Source organism: Pseudomonas sp. LBUM1643 (assembly GCF_059716215.1).
In genome coordinates this window covers 4,883,835-4,899,408 of record NZ_CP166813.1, presented here as the reverse complement: position 1 = coordinate 4,899,408, position 15,574 = coordinate 4,883,835, and the positions used below count along the sequence as shown (strand labels likewise).

Genomic DNA, 15,574 nt, shown 5'->3' with positions numbered 1-15,574 from the left:
CACATCCTTGATAGTGATTAACTGGCGCGCATGGTAACCGAGCCGATTGAATTATCCAGTCACAATCCCGGCATTTCCCCGGGTTTCATGGGTCTTCTTCCAACTGATGCGGGTAATTGTCGCGAGGGCTGGCCGCGACCCGGACGCTCCGTATAATGCCGGCATCGCCACTGTATGGATAAACGGATTACATATGACTGAACAGCGCCCAATCGCGGTACTGGGAGGCGGAAGTTTTGGTACCGCCGTGGCCAATCTTCTGGCCGAGAACGGGCACCAGGTCCGACAGTGGATGCGAGATCCCGAACAGGCCGAGGCCATTCGGGTCAATCGCGAGAACCCGCGCTACCTCAAAGGCATCAAGATTTTGCCGGCCGTAGAGCCTGTCACCGACTTGCAAGCCACGCTGGAAGCCTGCGACCTGTGCTTCGTCGCACTGCCTTCCAGCGCGTTGCGGTCGGTACTGGTCCCGCACGCCGAGCGCCTGAGCGGCAAGTTGTTGGTGAGCCTGACCAAAGGTATCGAAGCCCATACGTTCAAACTGATGAGCGAGATCCTCGAAGAGATCGCCCCGCAAGCCCGCATCGGCGTGCTTTCCGGGCCGAACCTGGCCCGCGAAATCGCCGAACATGCCCTGACCGCCACGGTCGTCGCCAGCGAAGATGAAGAGCTGTGCCAGCGCGTTCAGGCGGCCTTGCACGGCCGGACTTTTCGCGTGTACGCCAGCGCCGACCGCTTCGGCGTGGAACTGGGCGGGGCGTTGAAAAACGTCTACGCGATAATTGCCGGCATGGCCGTTGCACTGGGCATGGGCGAAAACACCAAGAGCATGCTGATCACGCGGGCGCTGGCAGAAATGACCCGTTTTGCGGTGAATCAGGGCGCCAACCCGATGACTTTCCTTGGCCTGGCGGGCGTGGGCGATTTGATCGTCACCTGCTCATCGCCGAAAAGCCGCAACTATCAGGTCGGTTTCGCCTTGGGCCAGGGGTTGAGCCTGGAAGACGCGGTGACGCGGCTTGGGGAAGTCGCCGAAGGTGTGAACACCCTCAAGGTGCTCAAGGCCAAAGCCCAGGAAGTGGGGGTGTACATGCCGCTGGTCGCGGGGCTGCATGCGATCCTGTTTGAGGGGCGCACGCTGGAGCAGGTCATCGGGCTATTAATGCGCGGTGAACCGAAAACCGACGTCGACTTTATTTCCACCAGTGGGTTTAACTGAATTTTTGCGCAGCGACCCCATCTACAGAGTCAGGGAGCGAGAAATGAACGATCCGAAAGTAGAAGCAAAATACGAGTCCATCCTGCTGCGCGTCTTGTGGATGCTCATTTACGTGCTGGTCTGGCAAGTGGCCCAATTTATCCTGGGCGCCGTGGTGCTGGTTCAGCTGATTTATCGTTTGATCTACGGTGCCCCAAGCGCCAGCCTGATGAACTTCGGCGACAGCCTGAGCCAGTTTCTGGCGCAGATTGGTCGTTTCGGTAGCTTCCACAGCGATCAGAAACCCTGGCCGTTCGCTGACTGGCCAACGCCGCGTACTCCGGAAGGTGAAGCGCCGCACGCCGTGCCGCCGGCACCGCACCCGGTCCGAGATGAGGAACCCAAACTATGAACTCTGGGTATTGCGTCATGGTGAAGCCGAGCCACATGGCACGCGGCCAGATTCCGAGCGGGCACTGACCGCTCATGGTCGTGAAGAAGTGCTGCGCAGCGCTGCCAAGTTGATTGGCCAGCCAATCTCCGCGATCTATGCCAGCCCTTACCTGCGAGCGCAGGAGACGGCAATGCTGGTTCGTGAAGCGTTGGGGTTCGAGCCCGAGATCCGTACCGTCGAATGGCTGACTCCCGATAACCGTCCTCAAGCGGTCGCCGAGCAGTTGGTTTCCGTGGACTACGCATTGCTGGTCAGCCATAACCCGCTGGTGGGCAATCTGCTGGGTTATTTGCAGCACGGTCATGTTCAGGAACCCGAAGCGGTGAAAACCGCGGGTCTTGCAGAGCTTGAGGGTGACCTGCCACTGGCGGGCGCAATGAAGCTCAATGGCATCAAGCACTCTTGAAAGTTGAAAGATCCACCCTGCGGCAGCGCTTGGTATTTTCCCTGTAGGCGTTGCATCACGCAGCGATCCGTTAATCCTGTTTATGTCCTCAAAATAGTCAACCAAGCAACCGCTTGGTTGACTACGCTTGCTCCAGAACAAAAACAGGAGCGAGTCGCATGTCTGCCGCTATTCGATTGCCACTGGACGTCTTCTACGAGCGTGAAGCCCGTCATCCCCGCCAGCGTTTTCTGGTTCAGCCTGTGGGTGGAGGCCAGGTCGAAACACTGACCTGGGCCGACGTCGGCCATCAGGCCCGCTGTGCCGCCCATTGGCTGCGGGCGCGGGAATTGCCCCAAGGCAGCCATATCGCGCTGATCTCGAAGAACTGTGCGCACTGGATCATTGCCGACCTGGCGATCTGGATGGCCGGGCATGTGTCCGTTCCGCTGTACCCCAACCTGACCGCCGAATCCGTGGCACAGGTACTGGAACACTCCGAAGCCGTGCTGGCGTTCATTGGCAAGCTCGATGACTGGCCGGGCATGTCCCGAGGTATCCAATCGGATCTGCCGACGATCAGTCTGCCGCTGCATCCTCCTGGAACATTCGATTTCAGCTGGACTGACTTGCAGGCAAGCTCCCCGATCCAGGACGATCCCAAGCCTGCCGCCGATCAACTGGCGACCATCATCTACACCTCCGGCACCACGGGCATGCCTAAAGGCGTTATGCACAGCTTCGGCAATCTGGGGTTCGCCGCCACCCGTGGCACGCAATTGTTTGGACTCAACGAGGCGGATCGACTGCTGTCCTATCTGCCGCTGTGCCACGTCGCCGAACGGATGTTCGTTGAAATGGCGTCTATCTACACCGGACAAACGGTGTTTTTTGCCGAAAGCCTCGATACCTTTCTGGCGGATCTGCAGCGCGCGCGACCGACTGCATTGTTCGGCGTGCCGCGAATCTGGACCAAATTCCAGATGGGCGTGTACAGCAAGATTCCGGCAAAGCGCCTCGACTTTTTGCTCGGCTTGCCAATCATCGGCAAGCGGGTGGGGCATAAAGTTCTCGCCGGACTGGGGCTGGATGCATTGCGTATCGCGTTGTCCGGCGCCGCGCCCGTGCCCCAGAGTTTGCTGCTGTGGTACCGCAAACTCGGGCTTGATGTGCTGGAGGTCTACGGCATGACTGAAAGTTGTGGTTACTCGCACATCTGCCTTCCCGGTCAGAACAAACCCGGCTGGATCGGCAAGCCGTGCCCGGAGGTCGAGGTGCGGATCGAACCCTCGGGTGAAGTACTGGTACGCAGCGGCGCCACCATGCTGGGCTATTTCAAGGAACCGGAAAAAACCGCCGACACCCTCACCGAGGATGGCTTCCTGCGCACCGGTGATAAGGGTGAGGAGGATGCTGAAGGCAATCTGCGCCTGACCGGGCGACTCAAGGAAATCTTCAAGACCAGCAAAGGCAAATACGTGGCCCCGGCCCCGATCGAAAATCGCCTGGCGGTGCATTCGCGGATCGAACAGGTGTGCGTGGTGGGCGACGGGCTGACCGCGCCGCTGGGGTTGTGCGTGCTGTCCGCCGTTGGCCAGCAGGACGCGGGCAGTACCGCGCGTGCCGGCCTGCATTCGAGTCTGGAAAGGCTGCTGGAGGAGGTTAACGGCGCCCTCGATAAGCATGAACGCCTGCGCCGGCTGGTGGTGGTCAAGGACAGCTGGGCGGTGGAAAACGGCTTTCTGACGCCGACCCTCAAGATCAAGCGCAACGTGATCGAAGCAGCGTACGGTGCGCGGTTTGAAGAATGGAGCGAGCGCAGCGAGACCGTGCTGTGGCAGGATTGATTCACGAACAAAACCAACAAAGGATGTCAGCAATGAGCTTGTGGCGTACCACTCCCAATATCGAGCAGTTGAACGCGATCCAGAAAAACACCATTGGCGAAGTCCTGGATATTCGCTTTGAAGCGTTCGACGACGAGTCCCTGACCGCCAGCATGGTCATCGACCACCGTACTCACCAACCCTACGGTTTGCTGCATGGCGGCGCTTCTGTGGTACTGGCCGAAAGCGTGGGTTCGATGGCCAGTTACCTGTGCATCGACGCCAGCAAATTTTACTGCGTGGGCCTGGAGATCAACGCGAACCATTTGCGCGGATTGCGCAGCGGCCGAGTGACGGCAGTGGCCAAGGCGATTCACATCGGCCGCACCACACATGTCTGGGATATCCGCTTGAGCAGTGATGAGGGCAAGGCCAGTTGCGTGTCGCGGTTGACCATGGCGGTGGTGCCGCTGGGCGAAAATCCGCCGGCGCGCTAATTTATTAACCGTCCCCTGTATCAGCTGGCGAACCTGTGGCTACACAGGGGCTGGCCGGACTGTCACTGATGCTGGCAGATACGGTCATTGCTGTAGGACGCAGTCTTGCGGACAATCAACGCCTGATCTCGCTCATGGATTTGCCGGTATGTCGCAACAGATATTTTTCGCCCACGCCAACGGGTTTCCTTCCGGGACCTACGGCAAATTGTTCGCGGCCCTGGCGCCCGAGTATCAGGTGACGCATCTGGAGCAGCACGCCCACGATCCGCGTTTCCCCGCTGACGATAACTGGTACAACCTGGTGGATGAGTTGATCCACCATCTGGAGTTGCAGGCGGAACCCGTGTGGGGCGTCGGTCATTCCTTCGGTGGTGTCCTTCATCTGCACGCAGCATTGCGTCGTCCCGAGCTGTATCGCGGGGTCGTCATGCTTGATTCGCCGGTGCTGACCCGCGCCGATCAATGGGTGATTCGCGCCGCCAAGCGTTTCGGTTTTATCGATCGCCTGACTCCCGCCGGCCGTACCTTGGGCCGCCGGGAAGAATTTACCGATCTGGACAGCGCTCGTCGCTATTTTGCCGGCAAGACTCTTTTTCGCAGCTTCGATCCGGAATGCCTGGACGCTTATCTGCAGCACGGTTTGCACAAGGTTGGCGATACGCTGCGCCTGCGTTTCGACCCCGCGACGGAAATCAGCATCTACCGGGGTGTCCCTCACACCAGTCCGGGCTTGGCCCGGCAGTTGAAAGTGCCGCTGGCGGTGGTTCGCGGGCACCGCAGTCGAGTCGTCATGCGCCATCACGCCAGCGCTGTCGGGCGCATGCCATTGGGGGAGTCCCTGACGATGCAAGGTGGCCACATGTTTCCCCTCGAACGCCCTCAGGACACTGCCACACTGCTGAAAAACCTGTTCAGCCGCTGGGAAGGTCGACGTCAGCAGGATTGTGCATGAGCCATGTTGTAGAAGAAGTACGCCTGAGCCTGCCGCACATCGAGTTGGCGGCCCATCTGTTCGGTCCTGAAGACGGTTTGCCGGTCATTGCCTTGCATGGCTGGCTGGACAACGCCAACAGCTTCGCGCGGTTGGCGCCCAAGCTCAAAGGCTTGCGCATCATCGCGCTGGACATGGCCGGCCACGGCCACTCTGGTCATCGGCCACCCGGTGCGGGTTATGCCATGTGGGATTATGCCCACGATGTGCTGCAAGTCGCCGAACAGTTGGGACTGAAGCGTTTCGCGTTGATGGGTCATTCCATGGGCGCCATCGCTTCGCTGATCATCGCAGGGTCGTTGCCTGAGCGCGTCACCCACCTGGCGTTGATCGACGGCATCATTCCTCCTACAGACAAAAGCGAAAACGCCGCCGAGCGCATGGGAATGGCCCTGCAGGCGCAGTTGGACCTGCGGGAAAAACGCAAGCCGGTCTACAACACCCTGGACCGCGCCATAGAAGCCCGCATGAAAGGGCTGGTGGCGGTAAGTCGTGAAGCCGCAGAGTTGCTGGCTCAACGGGGGTTGATGCCGGTTCCGGGGGGGTACACCTGGCGAACCGATAGCCGACTGACGCTGCCTTCGCCATTGCGCCTGAGCCCGGAACAGGCGATGGCCTTCGTTCAGCGGGTCAGGTGTCCGGCAACGCTGGTGGTGGCTGCTGACGGCATGCTGGCCAAACACACCGAGCTCCTGGAGCGTCTACCCTTTAGCCGGGAACAGCTGCCAGGTGGTCATCATTTGCACCTGAACGATGAGGCCGGTGCCGATCTTGTCGCAGACTGTTTCAATCGGTTCTTCGCCGTTCCTTGACTTGCGCCGGGCAACTGTCGAGGCTGGGCGGGTTGAAATGGGAGACAACCATGATAGATCTCTACACCGCTGCGACCCCGAAAGGCCACAAGGTCTCTATCGTGCTCGAGAAACCCGGCATGCCCTGCTTGGCGCACGCCTTGAATATCGACAAAAAGGAACAGAAGTTTGCGCAATATCCCGCCAGCTTCTTCAAAGGCGCCCAGGCCATGCTGATCCGATGAGCCTTTCTATGCGTTCTTTCAGTTTTCTAGCGCTGTGCTGTTTCAGTCCACTGTTATTTGCTGCTGATGTTCCAGGCAGTCAAGACCTGCCCATCCTGCCCCGGATGGGTGACGCGCAGATTGTTGATTATCGCCCGACGGTGGAGCTTGAACGGATCTACCCGTTGGGTTCGATCCGCAAGATCAGCGGGCAATTGCGCTTCGATGGCCAAGTCACTGCCCGGGGGCAAACCACTTCGGTGACTTACGAGTTGCCGCCGGAACATTCCTCTACCGATGCTTTTACCGCCGCACGGGAAACCTTGCAGAAACAGGGCGCCGAGCTGTTGTTCTGGTGCCAGGCACGAGATTGCGGTGAGAGCAGCCTGTGGGCCAATGAAGTCTTTGGCAATGCCAAGCTGTATGGCGCCGACGACCAGCAGGCGTACCTGCTGTTGCGCCTGGCGGCACCGCAGGACAATACGCTGGTAGCGCTCTACAGCATCACTCGCGGTAATCGTAAAGCCTATCTGCACGTCGAACAGTTCGACGCGGCGGCACCCTTGGGTGATGTGTTGCCGACTTCGGCGACCTTGCTTCGTCAGCTTAAAAGCACCGGCGCGCTGGACTTCCCCAAACTGACGGAGGCGCCTGACGACACCTGGCTGCGTTTGCTGTCTCGCGGCTTGAACCTGGACACGAACCTGCGGGTCAGTATTTCCGGGAAAAATGCCGAAGCCTGGCGTCAGGCACTGGTGGGGCAGGGCGTGCGAGCGGCACGGATGGAAACCGGTAGCGTCGAAGGCTCTGGCCTGCACATCGAGCTATTGCGATAAGCTGCGCCAAGCGAACGTGCAGTGCGCGTTCGCCGACTCTTTCCTGACTGACTTTTCGAGACGTACATGATCAACAATGATCGGCTATTGGTGCAGATCCTGCTCCTGGTGCTGTTTGGCGCGAGCTTATGGGTGATGGCGCCGTTTTGGTCGGCATTGTTCTGGGGCGCGGTGCTGGCTTTTGCCAGTTGGCCCTTGATGCGTTTGCTGACCCGCTGGCTCAATGGTCGCGAATCCCTGGCGGCGGCATTGCTGACCCTTGGCTGGATGTTGCTGGTGGCGGTACCGCTGGTGTGGCTGGGCTTCAATCTGGCTGATCATGTGCGTGATGCCACCGCGTTCATCAAGGATGTGCAGGTCGATGGCCTGCCGGAAGCACCGACCTGGCTGGGTTCGATTCCATTGGTTGGCGAACGTCTGGTCGGGATCTGGAACAGCATCGATGAGCAGGGCGCCGCCATGATGGTGGCGGTCAAGCCGTACCTCGGTCAGGTCGGCAACTGGTTGCTGGCGCGCAGTGCGCAGATTGGTGGCGGCATTCTCGAGCTGACCTTGAGTATCGTCTTCGTGTTCTTCTTTTATCGTGACGGTCCGCGATTGGCGGCGTTCGTTCATGGTCTGCTTGAACGATTGATCGGTGATCGTGCCGGTTATTACATCGAACTGGTCGCGGGGACGGTTCAGCGCGTAGTGAACGGTGTAATCGGTACGGCGGCGGCTCAAGCCGTACTGGCGCTGACCGGGTTCCTCATCGCCGGGGTTCCTGGAGCTCTGGTGCTCGGGATTGTGACCTTCCTGCTGAGTCTGATTCCCATGGGGCCGCCGCTTGTGTGGATACCCGCGACCGCATGGCTGGCCTGGAAGGGTGAGTACGGCATGGCGGTGTTCCTCGGGATCTGGGGCACATTCGTCATCAGCGGGGTGGATAACGTGCTCAAGCCTTACCTGATCAGTCGAGGCGGGAACCTGCCGTTGGTGATTGTGCTGCTGGGCGTGTTCGGCGGGCTGATTGCGTTTGGCTTCATCGGCTTGTTCATCGGTCCGACATTGCTCGCCGTGGCTTACAGCCTGTTGACTGACTGGAGCAAGAGCCACGCCCGCGTAGACGATCGTCGCTGAGTCTTGTCTTCGGACCTGACGCTCAGGTCCGGGGCAAACGAAGCACTGCGGTCAGACCGCCACCGACAGTTTCTTCCAGGTTCAATTGACCAGCCTGTCGCTCGGCCGCTTCCCGGGCGATGGTCATGCCCAGCCCGACGCCCCCCGAGTTGCGGTTGCGCGAACCTTCCAGACGGAAAAACGGTTCGAACACCGCTTCTCGTTTGTCCGCCGCGATGCCGGGGCCATGGTCGACGACCCGGATCACCACGTGGTCTCGATGGTCTTCAAGGGTCATCAACGCTGCCCCTGCGTAGCGCAGGGCGTTATCCAGCAGATTGTTGATGCATGAGCGCAACGCCATCGGCTGCACTTGCAGCGGAGCACAGTGGCCGCTGACTTCGACGTCGGCGCCCTGGTCTTGGGCATTTTCGCTCAGGGACTCGACCAGCGCCTGCACATCCATCCATTGAGGCGCCTCGCTGGTGCGTTGTTCGTGCAAGTAAGTCAGGGTGGCGTCGAGCATGCTGATCATGTCGTCCAGGTCCTGACGCATTTGCCCCTGCAGCTTCTCATCGACAATCTGTTCCAGTCGCAGCTTGAGCCGGGACAGCGGCGTGCGCAGGTCATGGGACACCGCCCCGAGCATTCTCGAACGTTGATGGACCTGTTCGATGATCCGTTTCTGCATGAGGTTGAAGGTGTAGGCCGCCTGCCGTGCTTCCCGGGGGCCGGTTTCGTCCAATGGCTGGCTGTCGAGGTTTTCGCTCAAGCGCTCGGCGGCCTCGCTCAGACGCCGAATCGGTTGGCTCAGCAGTTTGGCGCCGTACCAGGCGGCAATGATCAGCGAGATGAATTGAAAGGTCAGCGGGACCAACGGCCCACCAAACCACGGTCGTGGCGGTGGCTTGTTCATCCCCTCGGAAAACGCCGGCGGCGAGGGAGGATGTGGGGGGCCGTAATGGTGAAACCAGGCAAACGCCAACAGGTGGGCAAGGACAATGGCCAGCAACAACACACCAAACAGACGGCCGAAGAGCGTATCGAAGCGGGCTCGCATCAGCCGATGTCTCGTGCGTCGAAGAGGTAACCCTCACCGCGAACGGTTTTGATCAATTGCGGGGCCTTGGGGTCATCCCCCAGTTTTTGGCGCAGACGTGACACCAGCAGATCAATGCTGCGATCGAACGCCTCGATCGAACGGCCGCGCGCAGCGTCCAGCAGTTGTTCGCGACTGAGTACACGGCGCGGACGTTCGATGAACACCCAGAGCAAGCGAAATTCAGCATTCGATAGCGGAACCGCCAGGCCATCGGCGGAAACCAGCTGGCGCAGGACACTGTTGAGGCGCCAGTTGTCGAAGCGAATGTTCGCACGCTGTTCGGTGCGATCATCGCGGACCCGGCGCAGAATGGTTTGAATCCGCGCTACCAGTTCTCGCGGTTCGAACGGCTTGGCCATGTAGTCGTCGGCGCCGAGTTCGAGGCCGATAATACGGTCGGTAGGCTCGCAACGAGCAGTCAGCATCAGGATGGGAATGTCCGATTCGGCACGCAGCCAGCGGCACAGCGACAAACCGTCCTCACCGGGCAGCATCAGATCGAGCACCACCACATCGAAGTACTCGGCCTGCAGGGCCAGACGCATTGCGTCGCCATCGGTGACGCCGCTGGCGTGGATGTTGAACCGGGCCAGGTAGTCGATCATCAGTTCCCGGATCGGGACGTCATCGTCGACGATCAGCGCGCGAATGTTCCAGCGTTTGCCATCGCCAGTCACTTTTTGCTCATCGTTCAGTGGTATTGGAGAAATGTGCATGCGTGCGTTCATCTGCCAGGGAGGCTGCCAACGGCGGCGAGATTGTGGCTTCAGCATAGGCGCCCGGCCCGGAGGCGGGAAGTGCTGGAAGGGTCAGTTGCGGTGGCCGAGGGTAGCGATCAAGGATGTTGTGGGCATGTCGGCTGTGTATCGAACTCGACACAATGGGTGGACCGACTAGTCTTGCCAGAGTCTTCGGGACGATTTACCGATCATCGGGTCCCGCAGCGCCGTTGGTTCCGCTACAATGCGCGCCGATTTCGTCCTGCCTGAGAGCCCGCACATGTCCGTCTGCCAGACTCCTATCATCGTCGCCCTGGATTTCCCCACCCGTGACGCCGCACTGAAGCTGGCCGACCAGTTGGACCCGAAACTGTGCCGGGTCAAAGTCGGCAAGGAACTGTTCACCAGCTGCGCCGCGGAAATTGTCGGCACCCTGCGTGACAAGGGGTTCGAAGTGTTCCTGGACCTCAAGTTTCACGACATTCCGAACACCACGGCCATGGCGGTCAAGGCTGCTGCGGAAATGGGCGTCTGGATGGTCAACGTGCATTGCTCCGGCGGCCTGCGCATGATGGCTGCCTGCCGTGAAGTGCTCGATCAGCGCACCGGCCCCAAGCCGCTGTTGATCGGCGTGACCGTGCTCACCAGCATGGAGCGTGAGGATCTGGCGGGCATCGGCCTGGACATCGAGCCGCAGGAACAGGTACTGCGCCTGGCCGCGCTGGCAGAGAAAGCCGGGATGGACGGTCTGGTGTGCTCGGCACTGGAAGCCCAGGCACTGAAATCGGCTCACCCGTCGCTGCAATTGGTCACCCCGGGGATTCGTCCGGCAGGCAGTGCCCAGGATGATCAGCGCCGTATCCTGACTCCGCGTCAGGCGCTGGATGCCGGATCCGATTACCTGGTGATCGGCCGTCCGATCAGCCAGGCCGAAGATCCGGCCAAGGCGTTGGCTGCAGTGGTTGCCGAACTGGCTTAAAAAAAATCGCAGGCTGCGACAACTCCTACAGGGTGTATCCGATCTCGTGTAGGAGCTGCCGCAGGCTGCGATCTTTTGATCTTTTGTAATTAAACCTTCAACACCAACTTCCCGAAATTCTCCCCGCTGAACAACTTCATCAGCGTCTCCGGGAACGTCTCCAGTCCTTCAACAATGTCTTCCTTGCTCTTGAGTTGCCCTTTGGCCATCCAGCCGGCCATTTCCTGCCCGGCAGCGGCGAACTGCGCGGCGTAGTCCATCACCACAAAGCCTTCCATTCGCGCTCGGTTGACCAGTAACGACAGGTAGTTGGCCGGCCCTTTCACGGCCTCCTTGTTGTTGTACTGACTGATGGCGCCGCAAATAACCACCCGTGCCTTCATGTTCAGGCGGCTCAAAACCGCATCAAGGATGTCGCCACCGACGTTATCGAAGTACACGTCGACGCCTTTGGGGCACTCGCGCTTGAGGCCGGCTTGAACATCTTCGCTTTTGTAGTCGATGGCTCCGTCAAAACCCAATTCGTCGATCAGGAACTTGCACTTGTCGGCGCCGCCAGCGATCCCGACCACCCGGCAACCCTTGATCTTGGCGATCTGCCCGGCAATGCTCCCCACTGCGCCGGCAGCCCCGGACAGCACCACGGTGTCGCCTTCCTTCGGGGCGCCTACATCGAGCAAGGCAAAGTAGGCCGTCATGCCGGTCATTCCCAGCGCTGACAAATAGCGCGGCAGGGGGGCCAGTTTTGGATCAACCTTGTAGAAACCGCGTGGTTCGCCCAGGAAATAGTCCTGCACACCCAGGGCGCCATTGACGTAGTCACCGACATCAAAGCCTGGATTGTTCGACGCTATGACCTTGCCCACACCCAATGCGCGCATCACTTCGCCGAGACCGACCGGCGGGATGTAGGACTTGCCCTCGTTCATCCAGCCACGCATCGCCGGGTCCAGGGACAGGTATTCGTTCTTGACCAGGATCTGACCCGCAGCCGGTTCGCCGACCGGTACTTCCTGAAAGGTGAAGGTCTCGCGGGTCGCCGGGCCCACCGGACGTTTGGCGAGCAGGAACTGGCGATTGGTCTGGGTAGTCATGACAGGCACTCAAGATGAATGAAGCCTTGTTGATAGACCTTCGCGGCGACTCCCGCAAGTTTGGCTGATGCGGCGAATGCACTTCGATCCAGAGCAGTGATAATTGTGTGCATGGTTCCATCACTGCAACTCATGGTCGCCCAACCGGCCTTTTGATAGTGCTGCCGTGCTGTCAGCTCCTGTGACTAGACTGGGCTCACGCGATCCCCCGCATCCATCTCTTCGAGGACATAACAATGAGCATGACGTTTTCTGGCAAGGTCGCCGTTGTGACCGGTGCAGCCAATGGTATCGGCCGCGCGACTGCCCAGGCGTTTGCCGCAGAGGGCTTGAAGGTGGTGGTGGCTGACCTGGACACGGCGGGCGGTGAAGGCACGGTGGCGCTCATTCGTACGGCAGGCGGTGACGCGACCTTTGTGCGCTGTAACGTCACCCTGGAAAGCGATGTAAAGAATCTGATGGACGAGGTGATCACCACCTACGGCCGTCTCGACTACGCCTTCAACAACGCCGGGATCGAGATCGAGAAAGGCAAATTGGCTGAAGGCACCGTAGACGAGTTCGACGCGATCATGGGCGTCAACGTCAAGGGCGTCTGGCTGTGCATGAAGTACCAATTGCCGTTGCTGCTGGCTCAGGGCGGTGGCGCTATCGTCAACACGGCTTCGGTGGCAGGTCTCGGAGCGGCGCCGAAGATGAGTATCTACGCGGCATCGAAACACGCGGTGATCGGCCTGACGAAGTCGGCAGCCATCGAATACGCCAAGAAAAAAATCCGTGTGAACGCGGTGTGTCCTGCGGTCATTGACACCGACATGTTCCGTCGCGCTTACGAAGCGGACCCGAAGAAGGGCGAGTTTGCTAACGCCATGCATCCGGTCGGACGCATCGGCAAAGTCGAAGAAATCGCCAGCGCAGTGCTGTACCTGTGCAGTGATGGTGCAGCGTTTACCACGGGGCATTCATTGGCAGTGGACGGTGGCGTTACGGCGTTCTAAAAACACCTTTCATGTATCAAAAAAACCGCGCTCGTGCGCAATGCAGTTCACTTAATCCAGCACTGTAACTGTGGCGAGGGAGCTTGCTCCCGCTGGGTCGCGAAGCGGCCCCAAAAGAGGGACTGCTACGCAGCCCAGCGGGAGCAAGCTCCCTCGCCACGGGTTTCAATTCAGCTCTAAATTTTTTAAGTGAACAGCATTACGCGTCTATGCACCTTTCTCAGGCTACCAACCCGGATCGACCTCAAGCGTTCTGAAAACGACGAGCCTGTAGCTTTTTGCCATTATTCCGACGCCAGAGACTTGTGCGGATCCAGGCCCGTTGCGAATCTGCGTCAATCGACTATGTCAGGGTACTCAGAGCAATGATTTCGGCCGCGCAAGGACGTTTTGCCAACCTCGGTATGGCGAAAAAACTGGGTATCGGGTTTGCCTTGGTACTGTTATTGACTGCGTTGGTTGCGGCTATCGGTGTGTGGTCCCTGCAGACCATCAGCCAGCGCTTCGATGGCCTCAAGCAGATGTCGACACTCAACAGCGGCTTGCTCAAGGTACGGTTGCTCGAGCAGGATTTTGCCTTGCATGCCAATCCGAAAACCGTCGATGCGCTGCACGAAGGTGTGGACGCCTTGATTGCGTTGGCGACGCAGCTCAAGTCGGCCTCTGCGAACAATGTGCCGGTGATGAATGACGTCGAGCAGTCACTGGGCGCTTACCGTAAAGCCTTTGACGAGTTTGTCTCGCTCAGCCAGGCCAAGGACCTGTCGCTGGAAATGGCCAGTTGGTCGGTGTCCAGCGTGGCCAACAATCTTGATGTGCTGCAAGCGGGCCTGGCTGATGACGGTGCTTACACATTGAAAGAAACCGAGGGCAAGGACGGCGCGCAGTTTATCGAGCAAGCCAATCAGGTCAGTCAGGTATCCCGTTTGATGTTGCAGGCCATGAACGAGGCGCGAGTGCGCCTGGACCTTAGCCGCAAGGGCGATGACAGCGCTGGCCAGGGCAAGATCGAACAGGCCGACCAGGCGTTGGTCCAGGCCGAACAGCTTAAGGCCACGGTCAAGGATGAGGGCTATCAGAACGTGCTCAATGAAGTGACCGGTCACATCGGCGGTTTCAGTGAAAAGCTCGCTGAGTACACGGGGCTGCTGGCTCAGGAAAAGACGGTGTATGGGCAGTTGCACCAGCGTGCGGCTGAGGTCGTGGAGCGGGTGGATCAGGCTTATGTCGCTGAAGATCAGTCGATGCAGACGGAACTGAAAAAGAATTCGCTGTTGATCATCGGGTCGTCCGCTTTGGCGTTACTGGTCGGATTGATGGCCGCGTGGGTGATTACCCGTCTGATCGTGTCGCCGTTGCGCAGTGTGATCCTTGTTGCTCGGCAAATTGCGGCGGGTGATCTGAGTGCGACGGTCGAGGTGACTCGCCGTGACGAGATCGGTCAATTGATGCAGGCCATGCAGCAGATGGGGGCGGGCCTTAGCAGCATCGTCAGTGGCTTGCAGGCGGGTATCGAGCAGTTGGCCAGTTCGGCGCAGTCGCTGTCGGCGGGGACTGAACAGACCAACCTTGAAGTCAGCAGCCAGAAGGAAGAAACCGATCAGGTCGCAACGGCAATGAATCAGATGACCGCTACCGTGCACGATGTCGCGCGTAATGCGGAGGAGGCTGCCCAAGCGGCGCAGACAGCCGATGGCAAGGTTGAAAGCGGTCAACAGGTGGTGCGTCAGAGCATGGTGCGCATCGAACAGTTGGCGGACTCCGCAACAGCGGCCAGCTCCAGCATTGAAAGTTTGAGCGCAGAGATCCAGAACATCGGTACGGTGCTCAGCGTGATCAAAAGCGTGGCTGAGCAAACCAATTTGCTGGCCCTGAATGCGGCAATCGAAGCGGCTCGGGCGGGCGAACAGGGCAGGGGCTTTGCGGTCGTTGCCGATGAAGTCAGGGCGCTGGCCAAGCGTACCCAGCAATCCACCGAGGAAATCGAGCGTCTGGTCAGCGCCTTGCGTTCAGCGGCTCAGGCCTCGGTGCAACAGATTCAAAGCAGCGGTGAGTTAGTGAAGCTGGCGGTCAGTGATGCGCTGCAGACCGAGAGCGCGCTGGGCAGCATTGCGGCAGCGGTGTCGTTGATCCAGCAGATGAACCAGCAGATCGCAGCAGCGGCCGAGGAGCAGAGTTCAGTGGCCGAGGAGATCAATCGCAGTGTGACGAGCATCCGCGCCAGTGCGGATCAGTCCTCCCTGGCGATGCAGGGGAATGCGGCGTCGAGTATCGAGCTGGCGCAGTTGGGCGTTGAATTGAAGGGAATGGTGGGGCACTTCAGGCTTTGATATCCGCTGGGTGGCAGGTCCGCGTCGAAACAAAAAAGCCACCTGATCC

15 protein-coding genes and 2 pseudogenes are annotated in these 15,574 nt (G+C 59.6%); 14 read left to right on the top strand and 3 right to left on the bottom strand.

What is annotated here, in order from left to right; genetic code table 11:
* Positions 1 to 193: 193 nt before the first annotated feature.
* The 10 genes and pseudogenes from ACA063_RS22020 (at position 194) to ACA063_RS21975 (ending at position 8,324) form a co-directional block, all read left to right on the top strand.
* The gene (locus ACA063_RS22020) at positions 194 to 1,219 is read left to right on the top strand and encodes an NAD(P)H-dependent glycerol-3-phosphate dehydrogenase (protein WP_497663366.1); all 1,026 of its coding nucleotides are present in this window, start codon (positions 194 to 196) and stop codon (positions 1,217 to 1,219) included.
* Positions 1,220 to 1,262: 43 nt separating this feature from the next.
* Positions 1,263 to 1,610, top strand: coding sequence for a DUF4389 domain-containing protein (locus ACA063_RS22015; RefSeq protein ID WP_162437970.1), 348 nt, complete (start codon positions 1,263 to 1,265; stop codon positions 1,608 to 1,610).
* Complete coding sequence (gene sixA, locus ACA063_RS22010) at positions 1,591 to 2,058, top strand: phosphohistidine phosphatase SixA (RefSeq protein WP_497663365.1); 468 nt, start codon at positions 1,591 to 1,593, stop codon at positions 2,056 to 2,058. Before ACA063_RS22015 ends, sixA begins: the two co-directional genes overlap by 20 nt.
* Positions 2,059 to 2,216: 158 nt before the next feature.
* Positions 2,217 to 3,884: an AMP-binding protein gene (locus tag ACA063_RS22005; RefSeq protein WP_497663364.1), complete on the top strand. Its 1,668-nt coding sequence runs from the start codon at positions 2,217 to 2,219 to the stop codon at positions 3,882 to 3,884.
* Between the two features lie 32 nt (positions 3,885 to 3,916).
* Complete coding sequence (locus ACA063_RS22000; RefSeq protein WP_162437973.1) at positions 3,917 to 4,360, top strand: hotdog fold thioesterase; 444 nt, start codon at positions 3,917 to 3,919, stop codon at positions 4,358 to 4,360.
* A 148-nt stretch (positions 4,361 to 4,508) separates the two neighbouring features.
* A complete protein-coding gene (locus tag ACA063_RS21995; protein WP_497663363.1) occupies positions 4,509 to 5,315 on the top strand; it encodes an alpha/beta fold hydrolase in 807 nt (268 codons plus the stop codon).
* Positions 5,312 to 6,166 carry an alpha/beta hydrolase gene (locus ACA063_RS21990; protein WP_497663362.1) on the top strand — a complete coding sequence of 285 codons (855 nt, stop codon included), beginning with the start codon at positions 5,312 to 5,314 and terminating at the stop codon, positions 6,164 to 6,166. Before ACA063_RS21995 ends, ACA063_RS21990 begins: the two co-directional genes overlap by 4 nt.
* 50 nt (positions 6,167 to 6,216) lie before the next feature.
* Positions 6,217 to 6,333: pseudogene (locus ACA063_RS21985) on the top strand (thioredoxin domain-containing protein); the annotation flags it as partial.
* A gap of 65 nt (positions 6,334 to 6,398) precedes the next feature.
* Complete coding sequence (locus ACA063_RS21980) at positions 6,399 to 7,205, top strand: DUF4892 domain-containing protein (protein ID WP_194693116.1); 807 nt, start codon at positions 6,399 to 6,401, stop codon at positions 7,203 to 7,205.
* A 66-nt stretch (positions 7,206 to 7,271) separates the two neighbouring features.
* Positions 7,272 to 8,324 (top strand): AI-2E family transporter, encoded by a 1,053-nt coding sequence (locus ACA063_RS21975; RefSeq protein ID WP_497663361.1) that lies wholly within the window; start codon positions 7,272 to 7,274, stop codon positions 8,322 to 8,324.
* 22 nt (positions 8,325 to 8,346) lie between these two features.
* Here ACA063_RS21975 and ACA063_RS21970 read toward each other — a convergent pair whose 3' ends face one another.
* Complete coding sequence (locus ACA063_RS21970) at positions 8,347 to 9,363, bottom strand: sensor histidine kinase (RefSeq protein ID WP_497663360.1); 1,017 nt, start codon at positions 9,361 to 9,363, stop codon at positions 8,347 to 8,349.
* Complete coding sequence (locus tag ACA063_RS21965) at positions 9,363 to 10,121, bottom strand: response regulator (protein ID WP_497663359.1); 759 nt, start codon at positions 10,119 to 10,121, stop codon at positions 9,363 to 9,365. Before ACA063_RS21965 ends, ACA063_RS21970 begins: the two co-directional genes overlap by 1 nt.
* A 283-nt stretch (positions 10,122 to 10,404) precedes the next feature.
* On the opposite strand from ACA063_RS21965, the gene pyrF reads away from it, so the two are divergent.
* Positions 10,405 to 11,103 carry an orotidine-5'-phosphate decarboxylase gene (pyrF, locus tag ACA063_RS21960; protein ID WP_497666566.1) on the top strand — a complete coding sequence of 233 codons (699 nt, stop codon included), beginning with the start codon at positions 10,405 to 10,407 and terminating at the stop codon, positions 11,101 to 11,103.
* An 89-nt stretch (positions 11,104 to 11,192) separates the two neighbouring features.
* Here pyrF and ACA063_RS21955 read toward each other — a convergent pair whose 3' ends face one another.
* The gene (locus ACA063_RS21955) at positions 11,193 to 12,197 is read right to left on the bottom strand and encodes an NADP-dependent oxidoreductase (protein ID WP_497663358.1); all 1,005 of its coding nucleotides are present in this window, start codon (positions 12,195 to 12,197) and stop codon (positions 11,193 to 11,195) included.
* 236 nt (positions 12,198 to 12,433) lie between these two features.
* Between ACA063_RS21955 and ACA063_RS21950 the strand changes: the two genes are divergently transcribed.
* The 3 genes and pseudogenes from ACA063_RS21950 to ACA063_RS21940 all read left to right on the top strand — a co-directional run bounded on the left by ACA063_RS21950 (position 12,434) and on the right by ACA063_RS21940 (position 15,525).
* Positions 12,434 to 13,195 carry an SDR family oxidoreductase gene (locus ACA063_RS21950; RefSeq protein ID WP_497663357.1) on the top strand — a complete coding sequence of 254 codons (762 nt, stop codon included), beginning with the start codon at positions 12,434 to 12,436 and terminating at the stop codon, positions 13,193 to 13,195.
* 365 nt (positions 13,196 to 13,560) lie between these two features.
* Positions 13,561 to 14,826, top strand: a pseudogene (locus ACA063_RS21945) (methyl-accepting chemotaxis protein); the annotation flags it as partial.
* Positions 14,812 to 15,525, top strand: a complete 714-nt coding sequence (locus tag ACA063_RS21940; protein WP_442966326.1) for a methyl-accepting chemotaxis protein — start codon at positions 14,812 to 14,814, stop codon at positions 15,523 to 15,525. The pseudogene ACA063_RS21945 and the gene ACA063_RS21940, both read left to right, overlap by 15 nt.
* The last annotated feature ends 49 nt before the right edge of the window (positions 15,526 to 15,574 follow it).

Coding starts and splice junctions, on each gene's coding strand:
- ACA063_RS21970 (WP_497663360.1), bottom strand. CDS start 9,363: ATGCGAGCCCGCTTCGATACGCTCTTCGGCCGTCTGTTTGGTGTGTTG.
- ACA063_RS22005 (WP_497663364.1), top strand. CDS start 2,217: ATGTCTGCCGCTATTCGATTGCCACTGGACGTCTTCTACGAGCGTGAA.
- ACA063_RS21965 (WP_497663359.1), bottom strand. CDS start 10,121: ATGCACATTTCTCCAATACCACTGAACGATGAGCAAAAAGTGACTGGC.
- ACA063_RS22015 (WP_162437970.1), top strand. CDS start 1,263: ATGAACGATCCGAAAGTAGAAGCAAAATACGAGTCCATCCTGCTGCGC.
- ACA063_RS21990 (WP_497663362.1), top strand. CDS start 5,312: ATGAGCCATGTTGTAGAAGAAGTACGCCTGAGCCTGCCGCACATCGAG.
- ACA063_RS21995 (WP_497663363.1), top strand. CDS start 4,509: ATGTCGCAACAGATATTTTTCGCCCACGCCAACGGGTTTCCTTCCGGG.
- ACA063_RS21955 (WP_497663358.1), bottom strand. CDS start 12,197: ATGACTACCCAGACCAATCGCCAGTTCCTGCTCGCCAAACGTCCGGTG.
- sixA (WP_497663365.1), top strand. CDS start 1,591: ATGAGGAACCCAAACTATGAACTCTGGGTATTGCGTCATGGTGAAGCC.
- ACA063_RS21980 (WP_194693116.1), top strand. CDS start 6,399: ATGCGTTCTTTCAGTTTTCTAGCGCTGTGCTGTTTCAGTCCACTGTTA.
- ACA063_RS21975 (WP_497663361.1), top strand. CDS start 7,272: ATGATCAACAATGATCGGCTATTGGTGCAGATCCTGCTCCTGGTGCTG.
- ACA063_RS21940 (WP_442966326.1), top strand. CDS start 14,812: ATGAATCAGATGACCGCTACCGTGCACGATGTCGCGCGTAATGCGGAG.
- ACA063_RS22020 (WP_497663366.1), top strand. CDS start 194: ATGACTGAACAGCGCCCAATCGCGGTACTGGGAGGCGGAAGTTTTGGT.
- ACA063_RS22000 (WP_162437973.1), top strand. CDS start 3,917: ATGAGCTTGTGGCGTACCACTCCCAATATCGAGCAGTTGAACGCGATC.
- pyrF (WP_497666566.1), top strand. CDS start 10,405: ATGTCCGTCTGCCAGACTCCTATCATCGTCGCCCTGGATTTCCCCACC.
- ACA063_RS21950 (WP_497663357.1), top strand. CDS start 12,434: ATGAGCATGACGTTTTCTGGCAAGGTCGCCGTTGTGACCGGTGCAGCC.